The sequence below is a fragment of the Kytococcus sp. Marseille-QA3725 genome (assembly GCF_054950055.1).
On sequence record NZ_JBUCLA010000001.1, the window covers coordinates 1,474,419 to 1,492,053 of the forward strand.

Sequence of the window (17,635 nt, forward strand, 5' to 3'; positions counted from 1 at the left end):
TCCGGGGGATCTCGCGGCCAGGTGCCTCCCCGATCCCGTCACTCCCCTCGGAGGCACCCTCGTGACTGCTCTCACCCGTCTGAGCCTGAAGAACCGCGCCTTGGTGGCGCTGGCCACCCTGTTGACGATGGTGGTGGGGCTGTTCTCCACCACCTCCCTCAAGCAGGAGCTGCTCCCCTCGCTGGAGTTCCCCTTGGTGGTGGCCGTCACCCCGGTGACCGGCGCCGACTCGGAGGTCGTCGAGTCGCAGGTGACCGAGCCGATGGAGCAGGCCGCGGAGAAGCTGGACGGCGTGGAGAAGGTCGAGTCCACCAGCTCCAACGGCCTCTCGGTGGTGCAGACGACGCTGGAGTACGGCACCTCGCTGGACGACGCGAAGGCCTCGCTGCAGGCCGAGATCGACGGTCTCGACCTGCCGGAGGGCTCCGAGCCGGAGGTGATCGTCGGCGCCTTCGACGCCTTCCCGATCATGCAGCTGTCGGCCACCGGCGGTGAAGACACCGACGAGCTCGTCGAGCGGCTCGAGACCACCGTGGTGCCCGCCCTGGAGAAGGTCGACGGGGTGCGCGAGGTGCAGCTCTCCGGTGTCAAGGACGAGCGGGTCGAGATCACGCTGGACCAGCAGAAGGCCGCCGCGGCCGGGGTGACGCCCGAGACCGTCGCCACCGCGCTGAAGTCCAACGGCGTGGTCGTCCCCGGAGGCTCCCTGTCCGAGGGCGACCAGTCGCTCGCCGTGCAGGTGGGGGCCACCTTCACGACGGTGGAGGAGCTCCGGGAGCTGCCGCTCGCCGCCCAGCCCGCCAGCGGCGGCGAGGGCGGTCAGGACCCCACCCTGGGCGACGTGGCCGAGGTCGAGCTCTCCGCTCCCCCGGCCACCGGCCACACCCGCACCGACGGCGAGCCCGCCGTCACGCTCGGGATCGTCAAGACGCCCGACGGCAACACCGTGGGCATCTCCCACGACGTGCAGGCCGAGCTGGACGACCTGTCCGGTGAGCTCGGCGAGGAGGGGCGGCTGGGCGTCGTGTTCGACCAGGCCCCCTTCGTCGAGCAGTCCATCCACGACCTCACGACCGAGGGGCTGCTCGGACTGGGCTTCGCCATCCTGGTGGTGCTGGTCTTCCTGCTCTCGCTGCGGCTCACGCTGGTGACCGCGGTCTCCATCCCGCTGTCGCTGCTGGTCGCGATGATCGGCCTGCACCTGGCGGGCTACTCCCTGAACATCCTCACCCTCGGCGCCCTGACCATCGCGGTCGGCCGCGTGGTGGACGACTCGATCGTCGTCATCGAGAACATCAAGCGCCACGTCGACGGCGGCGAGCCGAAGGCGCAGGCCATCCCGCGCGCCGTCGCCGAGGTCGCCGGCGCCGTCACCTCCTCCACCCTCGCCACCGCCGCGGTCTTCCTGCCGCTGGGTCTGGTGGGTGGCCAGGTGGGCGAGCTGTTCCGGCCGTTCGCACTCACGGTCGTGGTTGCCCTGCTGGCCTCGTTGCTGGTGGCGCTCACGATCATCCCGGTGCTGGGCTACTGGTTCCTCAAGGGCACGTCCCGCGACGCCGACCCCGTCGAGCGGGCGGAGCACGCGGCCCGGGCGGACGAGCCGGACTGGCTGCAGCGCGGCTACCTGCCCGTGCTGCGCACCGTCATCGGCCACCCGCTGCTCACCTGCCTGGCCGGGCTGCTGGTGTTCGGCGGCACCGTCGCGATGGCCGGTCAGGTGAAGACCGACTTCCTCGGCTCGGCCGGGGACACCCAGCTCAACGTCTCCCAGGAGATGCCGGCCGGCACCACCCTGGAGGCCACCGACGCCGCGGCGAAGCAGGTCGAGAAGCGGTTGCAGGGCGTCGACGGCGTCGAGACCGTCACCGCCGTCGTCGGGGACACCGGTGACGGCGCGGCCGCGATGACGGGCAGCGGTGCGAGCTCGTCCCAGTTCTACGTCGCCATGGCCGACGGGGCCGACTCCGAGGAGGTGCGCACCGCCGTCGAGGATGCGCTCGACGACGCCCCCGGTCAGGTCACCGTCTCCGGGGCCTCGGAGGACCCGAGCGCCGGGCAGACCCAGGTGATCGTCCGCTCCCAGGACGAGAAGGCCCTGGAGAAAACCGCGCGCGAGGTCGAGAAGGCGGTCGCCGGCGTCGAGGGCGCCGAGGAGGTCACGAACAACGTGGCCGACACCATCCCGTCGGTGCGGGTGGAGGTGGACCGCGCGAAGGCGCAGGCCGCGGGCCTGCCCGAGGCCCAGGTCGGCCAGCTCGTGCGCGGAGCCCTGGAGGGCTCGCCGATCGGGCAGGTCACGCTGGACGACGTCTCGCGCGAGGTCGTGGTCCAGCAGCCGCTTGAGCCCGGCTCGGTGAAGGAGCTGCGCGAGCTGCCGATCGGCGGCGGGCCCGAGGGCCCGGTCACCCTCGGTGACGTGGCGACCGTGGAGCAGGTGGACTCGCCGGTCAGCATCACCCGCACCGACGGGGAGCGCTCGGCCACCATCACCGCGGTGAACGGCACGGACAACCTCGGCACCTTCACGCAGGAACTCAACCGGGCCGTCGACGGGGTCGACCTGCCCGACGGGGTCGAGGTCTCCTACGGCGGCGAGAGCGAGGACCAGGCCGAGGCGTTCGCCCAGCTGGGTCTGGCTGTGCTGGCGGCGATCGGCATCGTCTACCTGATCATGGTCGCGGCCTTCCGTTCCATCGTGCAGCCGCTCATCCTGCTCGTCTCGATCCCGTTCGCGGCGACGGGCGCGATCGCGCTGCTGATCCTCACCCGGATCCCGCTCGGCGTGGCCGGCATGATCGGCGGGCTGATGCTGGTGGGCATCGTGGTGACCAACGCGATCGTGCTGATCGACCTGGTGAACCAGTACCGGGCCCGCGGGCTGTCCATCGAGGAGGCCGTCACCGAGGGCAGCCGCCACCGGCTGCGGCCCATCCTCATGACGGCGCTGGCCACCATCTGCGCGCTGCTGCCGATGGCCTTCGCCCTGACCGGCGGCGGTGCCTTCATCAGCCAGCCGCTGGCCATCGTCGTGATCGGCGGCCTGGTGAGCAGCACGCTGCTGACGCTGCTGCTGGTGCCCGCGCTCTACGTGATCGTCGAGCGCGTCGCCCGGCGCCTCGGGCACGACCGCGGCGAGCAGGCGCCGGCGCCGGTCGAGGAGCGGCGGGGGCCGGTGGGCCAGCGGCGCGGCGGGTCCACCGCCCTGGACGGGTGGCGCCCGGCCGGGGCCTGAGCCCTCAGTCGCAGGTGCTGCCGACCTCCCGGTCACCCACCGCCACCGGCAACTCGCCGGACGGGGTGAGCTCGCCGGTCAGCGCCCGCGCGGCGGCGTCCAGCTGGGCCGGGGTGTCGCCGAAGGTGGCCAGGCGCACGGGCGCGTCCGCCTCCGCGAGGCCGTAGGGCAGGTCGAGCGCCAGCGCGACGTCCGACGAGGAGCCGGCCTCGCCGGCCGATCCGGGAGCCGAGGAGCCCTCCGGCTCGGGCATCCCACCGTCCTCCACCTCCCCGGCGGCGTAGTCACCCCCGGCGACCAGGCGCACGACCTGCTCGGCACCGGGCCCGACCTCGAGTCCGGCCTCGGCGAGCGCAGCCCCCAGCCCCTCGCGCTGGTCGACGGTGCCGCCCTCGACGCGCACCCGGTCACCGGGCTCGAAGGTGCCGACCTCGCACGAGCCGAGGCTGGTCAGGGAGGCCTCGGCGAGGCGGGTGGCGAGCTCATCGCCCGTGCCGAGCACCTGCTCACCGGGCTGCTCACCCACCTGCAGGCTCGAGGCGACCGACCGGGTGGCGGCCTCGCGCAGCCGCTCCTCCGGCAGCGACCCGTCCCGGACCGCCTCCACGAGCGCCGCCCGCGATCCCTCGGGGTCCGGGGGCATGAGCAGCAGGTCGATGCCGGCGGCGACCGCCGTGACCGCCCGGTCCTGCCCGGAGGCGGGCTCCGCGCTGTCCAGGGCGCCCATGTTCATCGCGTCGGTGACCACCAGGCGGTCCTCGCCGAGCTCCTCGCGCAGCAGGTCGACCACGGGGCGGCTGAGGGTGGCGGGCAGGTCGTCCACCGACTCCAGCGCGATGTGGCCGACCATGATCGGCAGCCCGGCGTCGGCCGCGGCCCGGAAGGGCACGAGGTCCCGCTGGCGCAGCTCGTCCGGTGAGGCGTCGCTGGCCGGCAGCCCGACGTGGCTGTCGGTGGTCAGGCCGCCGTGCCCGGGGAAGTGCTTGGCCCCCGGCACGATCCCGGCCTGCTGGTAGCCCTCCCCCAGTGCCGTCACCACGTCCGCGACGCGCTCGGGGTCCGATCCCGGGGAGCGGATGCCGATGGTGGGGTCCTGCGGGCCGAGCGTGACGTCGGCGTCCGGGGCGAAGACCATGGTGAAGCCGAGCGCGCGCAGCTGCTGCCCGCTCAGCCGCGCGACCTGCCGCGAGAGGTCCGCGTCCGCCGCGGCGCCGTGGGCCATGCCCGCCGGCAGCGGGGTGACGGTGCTCTGGATGCGGCGCACCGGACCGCCCTCCTGGTCCACGCCGACCAGGGCCGGCCAGTCCCTGCCGGAGGCCCGCTGGGCGTCCTGCAGGCCCTCGGTGGTCCCGCGCAGGGTCGCGGGGTCGGCCGGGACGTTGTCGGCGAAGACGATGACCCCGGCGAAGCCGTCCCGCACCAGCCGCTCGGCGTCCTGGCCCGAGCTGCCCCGGTAGCCGGCGACGATCACCTGCCCGGCGAGCTCCTCGACGTCAAGGGAGCCGGTCAGGTCGCGGGCGCGCTGCAGCGCCTCCTCCCAGGTCGGCGTCCCCGCCGGCGAAGCGCTGGGCCCCGGCTGTCCCGAGGGCTGGTCGGACGAGGGGCGCGTCGACGGGCTGCTGGTGGCCTCCTCGGAGGTCGTCGACGGACCGCCTGCCGAGGGAGCGGCCGGGTCGTCCCCGGTCGGGCCACCGGACCCCGTCGGGCTCTCCTCGCCGGTCGGGCTGCCGGTGCCCGACCCCGCCGACTCGTCGGCCGGGTCCGCCGGTCCGGAGCACCCGGCGAGCGCCGTCACCACGGCCAGGGCGGCCGCCACCGGCAGGCGTCTCACACCTGCACCTCGGTGACGTGCTGCGAGGAGTTCGCGGGCAGGTCGAGCCCGGAGGGGGTGCGCCCACGTATGACCATCTGCGCCCCGAGCGCGGCCACCATCGCCCCGTTGTCGGTGCACAGGCCGGGGCGCGGCACGCGCAGCCGCACCCCGGCGGCCGCGCACCGCTCCTGCGCGAGGGCACGCAGCCGGGAGTTCGCGGCCACCCCGCCACCGAGCATGAGGTCCTCGACCCCCTCGGCGCGACAGGCCGCGACGGCCTTGCGGGTGAGCACGTCGACCACGGCCTCCTGGAAGCTCGCGGCCACGTCGGCCACCGGCACCGTCTCGCCGTCGCGCTCCCGGGTCTCCACCCAGCGGGCCACGGCGGTCTTCAACCCGCTGAAGGAGAAGTCGAACTCGTGGCGCTCCAGGTCGCGGCGGGAGGTCAGGCCGCGCGGGAAGTCGATGGCGATGCGGTCACCGTCGCGGGCCGCGCGGTCGATGTGCGGTCCGCCGGGGAAGGGCAGGCCCAGCACCCGGGCGACCTTGTCGAAGGCCTCCCCCGCGGCGTCGTCGATCGTCTGCCCCATCGGCCGGACGTCGTGGGTGATGTCCGGGACCATCAGCAGTGAGGAATGACCACCGGAGACGAGCAGGGACATCATCGGCTCGGGCAGTGGACCGTGCTCGACGACGTCGACCGCCACGTGGGCCGACAGGTGGTTCACCCCGTAGATCGGCTTGCCGAGGCCCAGGGCGAGCGCCTTGGCGCTCGCGGCCCCGACCAGCAGGGCGCCGGCCAGGCCCGGGCCGGCGGTCACCGCGACGGCGTCGACGTCCTGCAGGCGCACGCCGGCGTCGTGGCAGGCCTGCTCGACGGTGGGGACCATCGCCTCCAGGTGGGCGCGGCTGGCGACCTCCGGCACGACTCCCCCGAAGGCGGCGTGCTCGTCCATGCTGCTCGCGACGGCGTCGGCCAGCAGGGTGGTGCCGCGCACGATGCCCACGCCGGTCTCGTCGCAGCTGGTCTCGATGCCGAGCACCAGGGGCTCGTCGGGGCGGCTCATCTCAGCGCTCCTCCTGGTCGGTGGTCGCGTTCGGGTCGGTGGTCGGGGCCAGCAGCAGGCGCAGGATCGCGGCGTCCACCGGGCCGTCCGGCCCGCGGTAGTACCCGGTCCGGGTGGCCAGCAGGTCGAAGCCGGTGCGCTCGTAGAGGGCCAGGGCGGGGGTGTTGTCGGCCCGGACCTCCAGCAGCAGCGCCTCGGCACCCCCGGCGCGGGAGCGCTCCACCAGGTGGTCCATGAGGAGGCGGCCGAGGCCGGCGCCCCGGTGCGCCTCGTCGACGGTAATCGTCATGACGTCGGCCGTCGTGCCGCCGTGGTCGAGCCCCGCGTAGCCCAGCACGCGACGGCGGCCGGGGACCGCGGCGTCCGAGTCGACGGCCACGGCGTACTCCCTCCGCCCGGAGGCGAGCTCGCCCCACCAGGCGCTCTCGGTCCAGGCGTCGTGCGGGTGCGCCGCGGCCTCCAGCCACACCAGCTGCGGCAGGTCCCGCCAGTGGGCGGGTGCGAGGACCGCGCTCACAGGAGCACCCGCTTGCGCTGCCCGGGCGCCTGGGAGTCCGGGCGGCGCAGGTACAGCGGCTCGGTGTCGGTGAGGACCTCGGGGTGCTCGACCGCCAGCCGGGCCAGGACGGCGGCGTCCACGTCCGGGGCCACGGGGAGCCGCTCGCCGGTGAGCGACTCCGGGTAGAGCGCGGCCCCGGCCCCCACGACGGGCAGTCCGCGCACGGCCTCGGGCAGGTCCGCGGCGCGGGAGACCTCCGGCCCCGCGGCCCGGTGCACGCCCCGCTCGTAGTGGGCCCAGTAGACCTCCTTGCGCCGGGCGTCGGTGGCCACCAGCAGCGGCTGGTCGGCATCGACCACGCCCTGCTCCCGGGCGGCCGCGGCCAGGGCGTCCAGGCTGCAGACGCCGTGGAGCCGCGCACCGCCGGTGAGGGCGAGCACGCGACCGGTGACGATGCCGACGCGCAGCCCGGTGAACGGCCCCGGACCGGTGCCCACCACGATGTCGGTGACCTGCTCCGGGGAGGTTCCCGCGGCCTCGAGCACCCGCTGCACCACGGGGGCCAGCTGCTCCCCGGCGGCCCGGGCGTCCAGCACCGTCTCGGCGGCCAGCACGGTGCCGGTCGGGCCGGCGTCCCCGCCTGCGGGTGACGGCGTGCCGGAGTGGACCGCCGCGGTGACGGCGGCGGTGGAGGTGTCCAGGGCCAGGAGCATGGCGCTCAGGGTAGTTCGCGGCGCAGCAGCTCCGACAGCGACTGCAGCCGATCGGTCGCGTCGTCCCACTCCCCGACGGCGGCGACCTCGACCTGCCGGGTCGCCTGGTCCGCCCCGTCCGTGTCGTGCCCGGTGGCGCGGCGCACGTCGACCTCGAGCCAGCGGTCGGTGAGCTGCTCGACCAGACCTGCGCCCCACTCGGCCACCAGGACCGCACCGGCGAGGTCGGTGTCCAGGTCGATGTCGTCGACCTCGTGCCGACTGCCCAGCCGGTAGGTGTCCACGTGCACCAGGGACGGTCCGGAGCCGGCGGACGGGTGGACCCGGGAGATGACGAAGGTCGGCGAGGTGACGTCCCCCGAGACACCCAGCCCGTCCCCCAGGCCGCGGGTGAGGGTCGTCTTGCCGGCGCCCAGCTCCCCGGTCAGGACGAGCACGTCCCCGGCGCGCACCCACTCGCCCAGCCGGCGGCCGAGCTCCACCATCCGCTCGGTGGTGGCGACGTCCACGACGCTCATGCGACCTCCTCGACGAGCTCGAGCACCGCCTCGGCCACCTCGCGCGGGCGCTCCACCATCGCCAGGTGGCCGGCGCCCTGCACGACGCGGAGCTCGGAGCCCCGGTGCAGCTCGGCGATCTCGGCCGAGTGGCTGTGCGGCGTCATGCGGTCATCATCGCCGATGAGCACCAGGCCCGGGCAGGTCAGCGAGCGCAGCACGTCCCGTCCGTCGTGCGCGAGGATCGAGGTGAGCAGCTGCGAGAGCACCCGGTAGGGCACGCGGTGGTGCATGGCCAGGACCTGGTGCACCACGGCGCGCGGGGGCCGGCCGGCGAAGTTCGCCCTCGCCAGGTGAGCCATCTCGACCTCCCGTGCCCCGGCGCGCGGCGCGGGCCGACGGTCCGCCGTTCCACGGGCGGCACGGGCCATCACGCCGGGCACCAGTCGGCTGACCAGCGGCCCGACCAGGGTGCTGGTCCGCAGCGGCATGCCGAACGGCGAGGTGGCCATGCCCCCGGGCGAGGTCGCCATCCACACGGTCGCGTGGACCCGCTCGGCCAGGTCCGGGTGCCGCTCCAGCATCTGCATGGTCACCATGCCGCCCATCGAGTGGCCGAGCAGGACCAGCGGCTGGTCGGCCGGGACCTCCAGGGCCTCGATGACGGCGGCCAGGTCGTCCGCCAGGACGCCGAGGTCGAGGTCCTCCTCGCCGGCCCGGGACCAGCCGTGCCCGGCCAGGTCGGGCCGGACCACGCGCACCCCGTGGGCCGCGAGCGACCGCGCCAGCGGCCCGAAGATCCCCGAGGACAGCACGTAGCCGTGCACCAGGACGGCCGCCGCGCGGGCCTCCCCGCAGTCCGGCCCCTGCTCGACGGCGTGCAGCTCCCGGTCGCCCCGGGTGAGCCAGTGGTGCCGCATCAGGCCTCCTCGACCACGCGTGACACCCGCGGGCCGATGCGGGTGACGATCTCGTAGCTGATCGTGCCCGCCGCGTCGGCCCAGTCCTGCGCCGTGGGGCCACCGTCGGCGCCGTCCCCGAAGAGGGTGACCTCGTCCCCGGGTCCGGCCGGCGGCGTGGGGCCGGTGGCCTCCCCCAGGTCGACGACGAACTGGTCCATGCAGACACGGCCCGCGACGCAGCGGTCCAGCGCTCCGGAACGCCCGTCCACGCGCACCGGGGCGCGGTCGGACACGGCGCGCGGCACGCCGTCGCCGTAACCCAGGGGCACCACCCCCAGCCAGCGGTCGGTGGCGGTGACGTGGGTGAAGGAGTAGCTGATGCCGCTGCCGGCGGGCACCCGCCGGACGGCTGCCAGCGGTGCCCGCAGGGTCATGGCCGGGCGCAGGCCCAGCTCGGCGCTCGGGCGCAGGTCCGGCACCGGTGACAGCCCGTAGGCGACCAGGCCGGGGCGCACCAGGTCATAGGCCAGGTCGGGGCGGGTGACCACCGCGGCGGAGTTCGCCAGGTGGCGCCAGCGCGGGTCCAGACCGGCACGGGCGGCCTCGGCCAGTCCGCGCTCGAAGGCGTCCCGCTGGGCGTCCACCGAGGGGTGCCCGGGGTCGTCGGCGCAGGCCAGGTGGGAGAACACCCCCTCGACGACCAGGGTCCCCTCCTGCTCGGCCCGACGTGCGGTGGCGAACGCGTCCTCCCAGTCCTCCGGGGCGAGGCCGCCGCGGCTCATGCCGGTGTCGAGCTCCAGGTGGACCGTCACCGGACGTCCGACCCGACGCCCCGACCCGATCGCGGCGTCGACGGCCCAGGGGGCGGCCAGGCCGAGGGTGACGTCGGCCTCCACGAGCGGGGCGAGCTCGGTGGAGGGCGTGAGCAGCCACGCGATGAGCGGTCCGGTCACACCCGCCCGGCGCAGGGCGAGCGCCTCGGCGGGCTGAGCCACCCCGATGATCGGCGCCCCGGCCGCCTGCGCCGCCCGCGCCGCGGTGAGGGCACCGTGGCCGTACCCGTCCGCCTTGACCACGCCCATCACGTCGGCCCCGCAGGCCCACTCCCCGGCCCGCTCGAGGTTGTGGCGGATCGCACCGGCGTCGACGACGGCCCGGTGCCCGGCGGTGGGAGTGGCAGCACTGCGCATCCGGTCATCCTGTCACTGCCGGTCGGGCCGGAGGGCGGCCGTCCCTCACATACGATGGGGCCGTTCAGATCACCCCGGGGAGGTTCACGCCGTTGCCGCTGTCACACCTGCGCGACTCCATGCTCACGGCGTGGCGTGACAGCCGGGTCCGCTGGGGCTTCTTCGCCTCCCTGCTCATGGCGCTGGGCTCCCACACCCCCCTCTTCCTGCCGCGGAACAACCCGTTCCAGGACGTCCCCGGCCTGCGCTGGCTGCTCTCCCCGGAGGGCACCCTGCTGGCGACCGTGGTGCTGCTGGTGGGGACCATCGGCGTGGCCACCGCCTGGCTGCGGGTCCGGCCGCGCACCGACCGCCCCGGCCCGCCGATGCGCGCGACGATCCTCTGGTGGTCGCTGCCGATGACCTTCGCGCCCCCGCTGTACAGCCACGACGCGTACTCCTACGCGGCCGTCGGGTGGATGCACCACCACGGGCTGAACCCCTACGACATGGGCCCGGGTGCGGTGAGCGGCTACTTCCGGCAGCAGGTGGACCCGTACTGGCTGCTCACGCCCACCCCGTACGGCCCGCTGGCCCTGGAGATCCAGCGGTGGGTGGTGCTGCTGGTCGGCGAGCAGCCCTACCCGGCGGCGGTCGCGATGCGCCTCATGGCACTGGCCGGCGTCGTCCTGCTGCTGTGGACCATCCCCCGGCTGGCCCGCTGGGTCGGCGTCCGGGGCGACGTCGCACTCTGGTGGGGCGTGGCCAACCCGCTGGCCCTCATGCACTTCGTCGGCGGCGCCCACAACGACGCACTCATGGTGGGACTGCTGGCCCTGGCCCTGTGGGTGAGCACGCGCGGGCGCCCGTGGCTCGCCCTCGTCGTGGCGTCGGTCGTCATGGCGGCCGCCGCGGCGGTCAAGCAGCCCGCGGCCGTGGGGCTGCTCGGGACGACGGCCCTGTGCACGGCACGCATGTATCCGTACCTGCTCGCCCGCCCCCGCTCCAGCCTGCTGCCCACCGCCGGCGAGCACTGGCTGTCCAGGGCCTGGCCGGACCTGCGACGGCTCCTGGCCCCCGGCATCGTGGCCGCCCTCGTGTTCTGCGCGGCCTTCGCCGGGATCACCTGGGCGACCGGGCTCGGCTACGGCTGGATCCCGGCCCTGTCCGTGCCCGGCATGGCGGCGGGACTGTCCCCCATCAGCCTGATCGGCGGCCTGCTGGCCTCGGTCGTGTCCGCACTGGGGGTGCCGGCGGCCGGACCGGTCGTCAAGGGCGTCCTGAAGTACGCGGGCATGGCCGTCACCGTCGCGGTCGTGTTGCTCGCCTCGCTGCGGGTGCTGCGCATCGGTGGCATCGCCTTCACCGCGTGGACCCTGCTGGTGGTCGCGCTGCTGGGGCAGACGGTCCACCCCTGGTACGTGCTGTGGGGTCTGCCCCTGCTGCCGCTGGCCGGCATGCGCCCGGAGGTCGAGCGCGCGGCACTGTGGCTGACCTTCGCGGTGGTGGCCTACAGCCTGTTCGACACCGGCGCACGCTCCGGCCAGGTCGTCATCGGCCTGGCCTGCGTGGTGGTGCTGTTCTTCAGCTTCCGGGACCGACCGCCCCACGGCGGCCCCGCGCAGGAGGATCGGAAGCTCGACCTCGTCGAGGACGAGCCGCACCCGGTGGAGGCCTGACCGGGCTCAGCGCAGCCGCAGTTCTGCGAGGCTGCCGACCACGTGCTCGGGGACCAGCTGGTCCCGTCCCTCGGCGCGGGCCTCCTCCACCTCGGCCGGGCCGTGCACCCCGGTGGTGACCAGCACGCTGTGCAGCCCGGCGCGGTTGGCCCCCTGCACGTCGGTCTCGAGCCGGTCGCCGATGGCCACCACCTCCGCCGGCTCGCACCCCAGCCGCTCGAGGGCCATCTCGTAGATCCCGGCCTCCGGCTTGCAGGCGACCACGGGCTCCCTGCCGGTCGCGGTCACCACCGCCGCGACGTAAGCCCCGTTGCCCGGCGCGGTGCCCCACCCCGTGGGGAGCGTGCGGTCGCGGTTGGTCGCCACCCAGTCCGCTCCCAGCGTCACGGCGTGTGCGGCGTCGTGGAGCTGCTGCAGCGTCATGCCAGGCGCATAGCCCTGCACGACGGCCACCGCCTCCTGCGGATCCGTGGTCGTGCTGAGCCCTGCCGCGCGCACGGCATCGGACAGCGCGGGGGAACCCGCCACCAGCACGGCCGCGCCCTGCTCCACCCGGCCGGCCACCACGTGGGCGCCGGCCATCGCGCCGGTCAGCACCTGGTGCACGCCCAGGCGCACCCCGTCCTGGGCCAGTCTGGCCGCGAGCTCCTCCGTCGAGCGCGAGGCGTTGTTCGTGACGAACACCACCGAGAGCCCGGCTTCCATCCACGCGTTGAGCGCAGCGACGGCCTCGGTGAAGGGGCGGTCCCCCGCGTGCACGACTCCGTCGACGTCGCACACGACGCCGCGGATCCCCGCCAGCTCCACGCCGTCACCGGGCACGGTGATCTGCTGCATCAGGCGCGCTCGTCTGCCGACGGCTCGTCGGACTCGGACGTCGCCTCGGTCCCCGGCTCGGGCTCGGGAGTCGACGCCGGCTTCTCGGGCTCCGGCGTCTCCGCAGGGGCCTCCCGCTCGGGCTGCGGGGTCTCCGCAGGCGCCCAGTCCTCCAGGTCGTAGAAGATGCCCTCGGCGACCTCCGGCACCGCCGGCTCACCGGTCTCCCCGACCGAGGCCGCCTTCGCGTACCACTGCTCGGCCGCAGCGTCCCCGCGCGCTGCCAGCGCCTCGGCGTAGGCGAACCAGAGTCGACCGGCCTCCGGGTTGTCAGGAGCGATCCGCGAGGCAGGGGTCGCCAGGAGCGACGCCGCCGATGCCGCGTCGCCCAGGTCCCGGTGCGCCCCGGACAACACGATCGCCATCTCCACCAGGCCCTCGGGCGACAGGCGCGAGGCCTCGCGGGACCCACCGAGCTCGAGCGCCTTCTCCGGGCGACCGAGACCTCGCTGGCAGTCGGCGATCATCGGCAGCAGGTGGGAGGTGCCCGACAGACGCGCGGCCGTGCGCAGCTCACGCATCGCGTCGCTCCACTCCCCCCGCGCGTAGTGGACCGTACCCAGCGCCTCACGCGCGGAGGCGACACGACCCGCTCGGCGGGAGGCCGTCTCCGCGTGGGCCAGGGCAGCGTCCAGGTCCTCCTCCATGAACAGGTAGGCCGACTCGATGTGGGCGGCCACCCCCTTCATGTTCTCCTTGCTCAGCGTCTTCAGCTCGTCCCAGACCACCTGGCCCAGAGCCTGCCCCGTCACGCCCTCCGGGATCGCCGGCTCGGGCTTGCGCCCCTCCTTGGGGGCCAACGCCCGTGCACCTCCGGAGTGGTCGGGACGCTCACCGCGTCCACCGCGCGAGGTCGAGTGGGACCAGCCACCGTCACGCTTCCGGTCATCACCACGACCGCGACCACCACCATCACGGCCGCCGCGGCCTCCCTGGCCGCCGCTACGGGGACCCCCGCCCCCTCGGTCACCGCGGTCGCCACGTCCCCCGCGGGGCCCGCTCCCGCGCCTGTCGCCCTGAGGACGTCGACCCCAGCTCGTGGACTCGGCCCCACCCCGGGCTCCTTCGCGTCCCTCGGACGAGCTGGCGCTGCTCGTGCCCTCCGGATCGGTCGACGACGTGGGCTCGGCGTTGTCAGGCGTCATGGGGTGGATTCTACGCCGGTCCTGGTGCACACCACCCCACACACAACCCCCAGAACACAACCGGGCACCACACATCACCCCGAGACTGACCGGCCCCCCCCCGAACACCACCAAGCAGCCCAGATTGGCCGGCCACCCCACGAAACACGGCCCGCCCCACACGAGCAGCCCCCCTCCTGACCCACCAGGACACCCCATGAGCGAGTCCCAGAAACGAAGGGGCCCGTACACCACACCACGCCCGGTGGTGTCACCTTGGTCTCGGGTATGCAAAAAGGGCGAAGAAGGAAGACACCAGTCTGAACCGTCTCCGGTTCCCGACACAGGAACCTGGTTCACAGGTGATGCTTCCCTCTCCACCCTTTCGCGTAAAGAGGAGTTCGGCGACGTCCTACTCTCCCACACCGTTCCCAGTGCAGTACCATCGGCGCTGAAGGGCTTAGCTTCCGGGTTCGGAATGTGACCGGGCGTTTCCCCTTCGCTATGACCACCGAAACACTGTCGTACTCACACACAACAGCATCCCAAACCACCCACAACCGGGCGGCGGCATGTTTTTGTTCATCCCGGGGTGTGTTTTCCGGGAACCACACAGTGGACGCGTAGCATCTTTGTAGCAAGTCATCGGCTTATTAGTACCGGTCAGCTCCACACATTACTGTGCTTCCACATCCGGCCTATCAACCCAGTAGTCTAGCTGGGAGCCTCCCACCCTCAAAGGGGCATGGAAACCTCATCTTGAAGCGTGCTTCCCGCTTAGATGCTTTCAGCGGTTATCACTTCCGAACGTAGCTAATCAGCGGTGCTCTTGGCAGAACAACTGACACACCAGAGGTTCGTCCATCCCGGTCCTCTCGTACTAGGGACAGCTCTTCTCAAGTTTCCAACGCGCGCAGCGGATAGGGACCGAACTGTCTCACGACGTTCTAAACCCAGCTCGCGTACCGCTTTAATGGGCGAACAGCCCAACCCTTGGGACCTACTCCAGCCCCAGGATGCGACGAGCCGACATCGAGGTGCCAAACCATGCCGTCGATATGAGCTCTTGGGCAGGATCAGCCTGTTATCCCCGGGGTACCTTTTATCCGTTGAGCGCCGGCGATTCCACAATCCACCGTCGGGTCACTAGTTCCGACTTTCGTCCCTGCTCGACCTGTACGTCTCACAGTCAAGCTCCCTTGTGCACTTACACTCGAAACCTGGTTACCAACCAGGTTGAGGGAACCTTTGAGCGCCTCCGTTACCCTTTGGGAGGCAACCGCCCCAGTTAAACTACCCACCAGGCACTGTCCCTGATCCGGATCACGGACCGAAGTTAGATACCCAGAGCGACCAGAGTGGTATTTCAACGATGACTCCACACACGCTGGCGCGTATGCTTCACAGTCTCCCACCTATCCTACACAAGCCGCACCGAATACCAATACCAAGCTGTAGTAAAGGTCCCGGGGTCTTTCCGTCCTGCTGCGCGTAACGAGCATCTTTACTCGTAGTGCAATTTCGCCGAGTTCGTGGTTGAGACAGTGGAGAAGTCGTTACGCCATTCGTGCAGGTCGGAACTTACCCGACAAGGAATTTCGCTACCTTAGGATGGTTATAGTTACCACCGCCGTTTACTGGGGCTTAAGTTCAGAGCTGCACCCATACAGGTTGACTCGTCCCCTTAACCTTCCAGCACCGGGCAGGCGTCAGTCCGTATACATCGTCTTGCGACTTCGCACGGACCTGTGTTTTTAGTAAACAGTCGCTTCTCCCTGGTCTCTGCGGCCTTCACCGCTGCCACCAGCATGTGGTTTCACGGATCAGGCCCCCCTTCTCCCTAAGTTACGGGGGTATTTTGCCGAATTCCTTAACCACGATTCACTCGATCGCCTCAGTATTCTCTACCTAACCACCTGAGTCGGTTTGGGGTACGGGCGGCTAGAACCTCGCTAGAAGATTTTCTCGGCAACATAGGATCACTGACTTCCCGCATACGCGGTCACCATCAGGTCTCAGACACATGGCACCCGGATTTACCTAGATACCGTCCTACACCCTTGGACGTGGACAACCATCGCCACGCAACAGCTACCTTCTTGCGTCTCTCCATCGCTTGGCTACTACTGCTTCGGGTCCCGGGCTCACACCATCATCACGACACAAAGTGCCGATCAGCAGTGATCACACGGTTAGCATCCACAGCCTCGCCAGGGGCGGTCCTTCGCCGGTTCCGGAATATCAACCGGATGTCCATCGACTACGCCTGTCGGCCTCGCCTTAGGTCCCGACTTACCCAGGGCAGATTAGCTTGACCCTGGAACCCTTGGTTATTCGGCGGACGGGTTTCTCACCCGTCTTTCGCTACTCATGCCTGCATTCTCACTCGTGCAGCATCCACGACTGGATCACTCCGCCGCTTCACTCGCTGCACGACGCTCCCCTACCCAACTTTCGTTGCCACAACTTCGGTGGTGTGCTTGAGCCCCGCTACATTGTCGGCGCGGAATCACTTGACCAGTGAGCTGTTACGCACTCTTTAAAGGGTGGCTGCTTCTAAGCCAACCTCCTGGTTGTCACAGCAACTCCACATCCTTTCCCACTTAGCACACGCTTAGGGACCTTAGTTGGTGATCTGGGCTGTTTCCCTCTCGACTACGAAGCTTATCCCCCGCAGTCTCACTGCCACGCTTCACTTACCAGCATTCGGAGTTTGGCTAACGTCAGTAACCCGGTGGGGCCCATTAGCTATCCAGTAGCTCTACCTCTGGCAAGAAACACGTGACGCTGCACCTAAATGCATTTCGGGGAGAACCAGCTATCACGGAGTTTGATTGGCCTTTCACCCCTACCCACAGCTCATCCCCTCAGTTTTCAACCTAAGTGGGTTCGGTCCTCCACGCCGTCTTACCGGCGCTTCAACCTGGCCATGGGTAGATCACTCCGCTTCGGGTCTAGACCCAGCGACTCAGACGCCCTCTTCGGACTCGCTTTCGCTACGGCTTCCCCACACGGGTTAACCTTGCCACTGAGCACTAACTCGCAGGCTCATTCTTCAAAAGGCACGCAGTCACCCCGAAGGGCTCCTACGGCTTGTAGGCACATGGTTTCAGGAACTATTTCACTCCCCTCCCGGGGTACTTTTCACCTTTCCCTCACGGTACTTGTCCGCTATCGGTCATCAGAGAATATTTAGGCTTACCGGGTGGTCCCGGCAGATTCACACGAGATTTCACGGGCCCCGTGCTACTCGGGAACACAACACAGACAGTGCCAGCAGTTTCGTCTACGGGGGTCGCACCCTCTCTGCCCGGCCCTTCAAGACCGTTCGACTACCACCAACATTTATCACTGCCCCCAGGACTGGTAGATCCCGGACGACTGGTCCCACAACCCCGACCACGCAACCCCTACCAGGTATCACACGTGACCGGTTTAGCCTCATCCGCTTTCGCTCGCCACTACTCACGGAATCACAATTGTTTTCTCTTCCTGTGGGTACTGAGATGTTTCACTTCCCCACGTTCCCTCCCTCTACCCTATATATTCAGGTAGCGGTGACTGGACTTGCCTCCAGCCGGGTTACCCCATTCGGAAATCCTCGGATCAACGTCTAGTTATCGACTACCCGAGGCTTATCGCAGATTCTCACGTCCTTCATCGGTTTCTGATGCCAAGGCATCCACCATGTGCCCTTAAAAACTTGACACAAAGATGCTCGCGTCCACTGTGAAGTTCTCAAAAAACAACCCCATGACCCCCACCAGCACCACACACGCAGCACCAGCCAAGAATCAAGGAAACCAGGCAAAAAGCCCACCAACCAACCCAACAGGCCAGCTGGCACGCTTGGTCCCTGGGGACCCAACAGTGTGTCAACAACACCCCACACACCCGCAGCACTTTCCCAACACCCCACACAGGAGCACCGTACTCACACCACGAACACACGAGACGTCATGATCAATCGATGTTCCACCCAGAAGCACCCTCCGTGCCACAGACGGACACGCAAAGGGCCCCACCACCAAACAGGTGACAGGTTCTGACACACCCCACGAACC

Annotated in this window: 11 protein-coding genes and 2 rRNA genes; 2 read left to right on the top strand and 11 right to left on the bottom strand. The window is 70.5% G+C overall.

What is annotated here, in order from left to right; all coding sequences use genetic code 11:
• Positions 1–61 precede the first annotated feature (61 nt).
• Complete coding sequence (locus ACY8FT_RS06765) at positions 62–3,232, top strand: efflux RND transporter permease subunit (protein ID WP_462418134.1); 3,171 nt, start codon at positions 62–64, stop codon at positions 3,230–3,232.
• A gap of 4 nt (positions 3,233–3,236) precedes the next feature.
• Here ACY8FT_RS06765 and ACY8FT_RS06770 read toward each other — a convergent pair whose 3' ends face one another.
• The 7 genes from ACY8FT_RS06770 to alr are packed head-to-tail and all read right to left on the bottom strand — an operon-like array spanning position 3,237 to position 9,913.
• Positions 3,237–5,063, bottom strand: coding sequence for a glycoside hydrolase family 3 protein (locus tag ACY8FT_RS06770; protein WP_462418135.1), 1,827 nt, complete (start codon positions 5,061–5,063; stop codon positions 3,237–3,239).
• Positions 5,060–6,112 carry a tRNA (adenosine(37)-N6)-threonylcarbamoyltransferase complex transferase subunit TsaD gene (gene tsaD, locus ACY8FT_RS06775; protein WP_462418136.1) on the bottom strand — a complete coding sequence of 351 codons (1,053 nt, stop codon included), beginning with the start codon at positions 6,110–6,112 and terminating at the stop codon, positions 5,060–5,062. The genes ACY8FT_RS06770 and tsaD overlap by 4 nt, the downstream gene beginning before the upstream one ends.
• 1 nt (position 6,113) lies before the next feature.
• Positions 6,114–6,629, bottom strand: a complete 516-nt coding sequence (locus ACY8FT_RS06780; RefSeq protein WP_462418137.1) for a GNAT family N-acetyltransferase — start codon at positions 6,627–6,629, stop codon at positions 6,114–6,116.
• The gene (tsaB, locus tag ACY8FT_RS06785; RefSeq protein WP_462418138.1) at positions 6,626–7,324 is read right to left on the bottom strand and encodes a tRNA (adenosine(37)-N6)-threonylcarbamoyltransferase complex dimerization subunit type 1 TsaB; all 699 of its coding nucleotides are present in this window, start codon (positions 7,322–7,324) and stop codon (positions 6,626–6,628) included. The genes ACY8FT_RS06780 and tsaB overlap by 4 nt, the downstream gene beginning before the upstream one ends.
• Before the next feature lie 5 nt (positions 7,325–7,329).
• Entirely contained in the window at positions 7,330–7,842 is a 513-nt protein-coding gene (gene tsaE / locus ACY8FT_RS06790; RefSeq protein WP_462418139.1) for a tRNA (adenosine(37)-N6)-threonylcarbamoyltransferase complex ATPase subunit type 1 TsaE, read from the bottom strand.
• Positions 7,839–8,741, bottom strand: a complete 903-nt coding sequence (locus tag ACY8FT_RS06795) for an alpha/beta fold hydrolase (RefSeq protein WP_462418140.1) — start codon at positions 8,739–8,741, stop codon at positions 7,839–7,841. Before ACY8FT_RS06795 ends, tsaE begins: the two co-directional genes overlap by 4 nt.
• Positions 8,741–9,913 (bottom strand): alanine racemase, encoded by a 1,173-nt coding sequence (gene alr / locus ACY8FT_RS06800; RefSeq protein ID WP_462418141.1) that lies wholly within the window; start codon positions 9,911–9,913, stop codon positions 8,741–8,743. Before alr ends, ACY8FT_RS06795 begins: the two co-directional genes overlap by 1 nt.
• 92 nt (positions 9,914–10,005) lie before the next feature.
• Here alr and mptB point away from each other — a divergent pair, with 92 nt between their 5' ends.
• Entirely contained in the window at positions 10,006–11,571 is a 1,566-nt protein-coding gene (gene mptB, locus ACY8FT_RS06805) for a polyprenol phosphomannose-dependent alpha 1,6 mannosyltransferase MptB (RefSeq protein ID WP_462418142.1), read from the top strand.
• A 6-nt stretch (positions 11,572–11,577) separates the two neighbouring features.
• On the opposite strand, the gene ACY8FT_RS06810 is transcribed toward mptB, so the two are convergent.
• The 4 genes from ACY8FT_RS06810 to ACY8FT_RS06825 form a co-directional block, all read right to left on the bottom strand.
• Entirely contained in the window at positions 11,578–12,408 is an 831-nt protein-coding gene (locus ACY8FT_RS06810) for an HAD-IIA family hydrolase (protein WP_462418143.1), read from the bottom strand.
• On the bottom strand, positions 12,408–13,247 hold the full coding sequence (locus ACY8FT_RS06815) for a tetratricopeptide repeat protein (protein ID WP_462418144.1): 840 nt from the start codon (positions 13,245–13,247) through the stop codon (positions 12,408–12,410). The genes ACY8FT_RS06810 and ACY8FT_RS06815 overlap by 1 nt, the downstream gene beginning before the upstream one ends.
• Positions 13,248–13,970: 723 nt before the next feature.
• Positions 13,971–14,087: ribosomal RNA gene (gene rrf, locus ACY8FT_RS06820) — 5S ribosomal RNA — on the bottom strand.
• Between the two features lie 117 nt (positions 14,088–14,204).
• A 23S ribosomal RNA gene (locus tag ACY8FT_RS06825) occupies positions 14,205–17,280 on the bottom strand.
• Positions 17,281–17,635: the final 355 nt, after the last annotated feature.

Excerpts from the sequence above, each read along its gene's own strand:
- tsaD (WP_462418136.1), bottom strand. The coding sequence starts at position 6,112 with ATGAGCCGCCCCGACGAGCCCCTGGTGCTCGGCATCGAGACCAGCTGC.
- tsaB (WP_462418138.1), bottom strand. The coding sequence starts at position 7,324 with ATGCTCCTGGCCCTGGACACCTCCACCGCCGCCGTCACCGCGGCGGTC.
- tsaE (WP_462418139.1), bottom strand. The coding sequence starts at position 7,842 with ATGAGCGTCGTGGACGTCGCCACCACCGAGCGGATGGTGGAGCTCGGC.
- ACY8FT_RS06795 (WP_462418140.1), bottom strand. The coding sequence starts at position 8,741 with ATGCGGCACCACTGGCTCACCCGGGGCGACCGGGAGCTGCACGCCGTC.
- alr (WP_462418141.1), bottom strand. The coding sequence starts at position 9,913 with ATGCGCAGTGCTGCCACTCCCACCGCCGGGCACCGGGCCGTCGTCGAC.
- ACY8FT_RS06810 (WP_462418143.1), bottom strand. The coding sequence starts at position 12,408 with ATGCAGCAGATCACCGTGCCCGGTGACGGCGTGGAGCTGGCGGGGATC.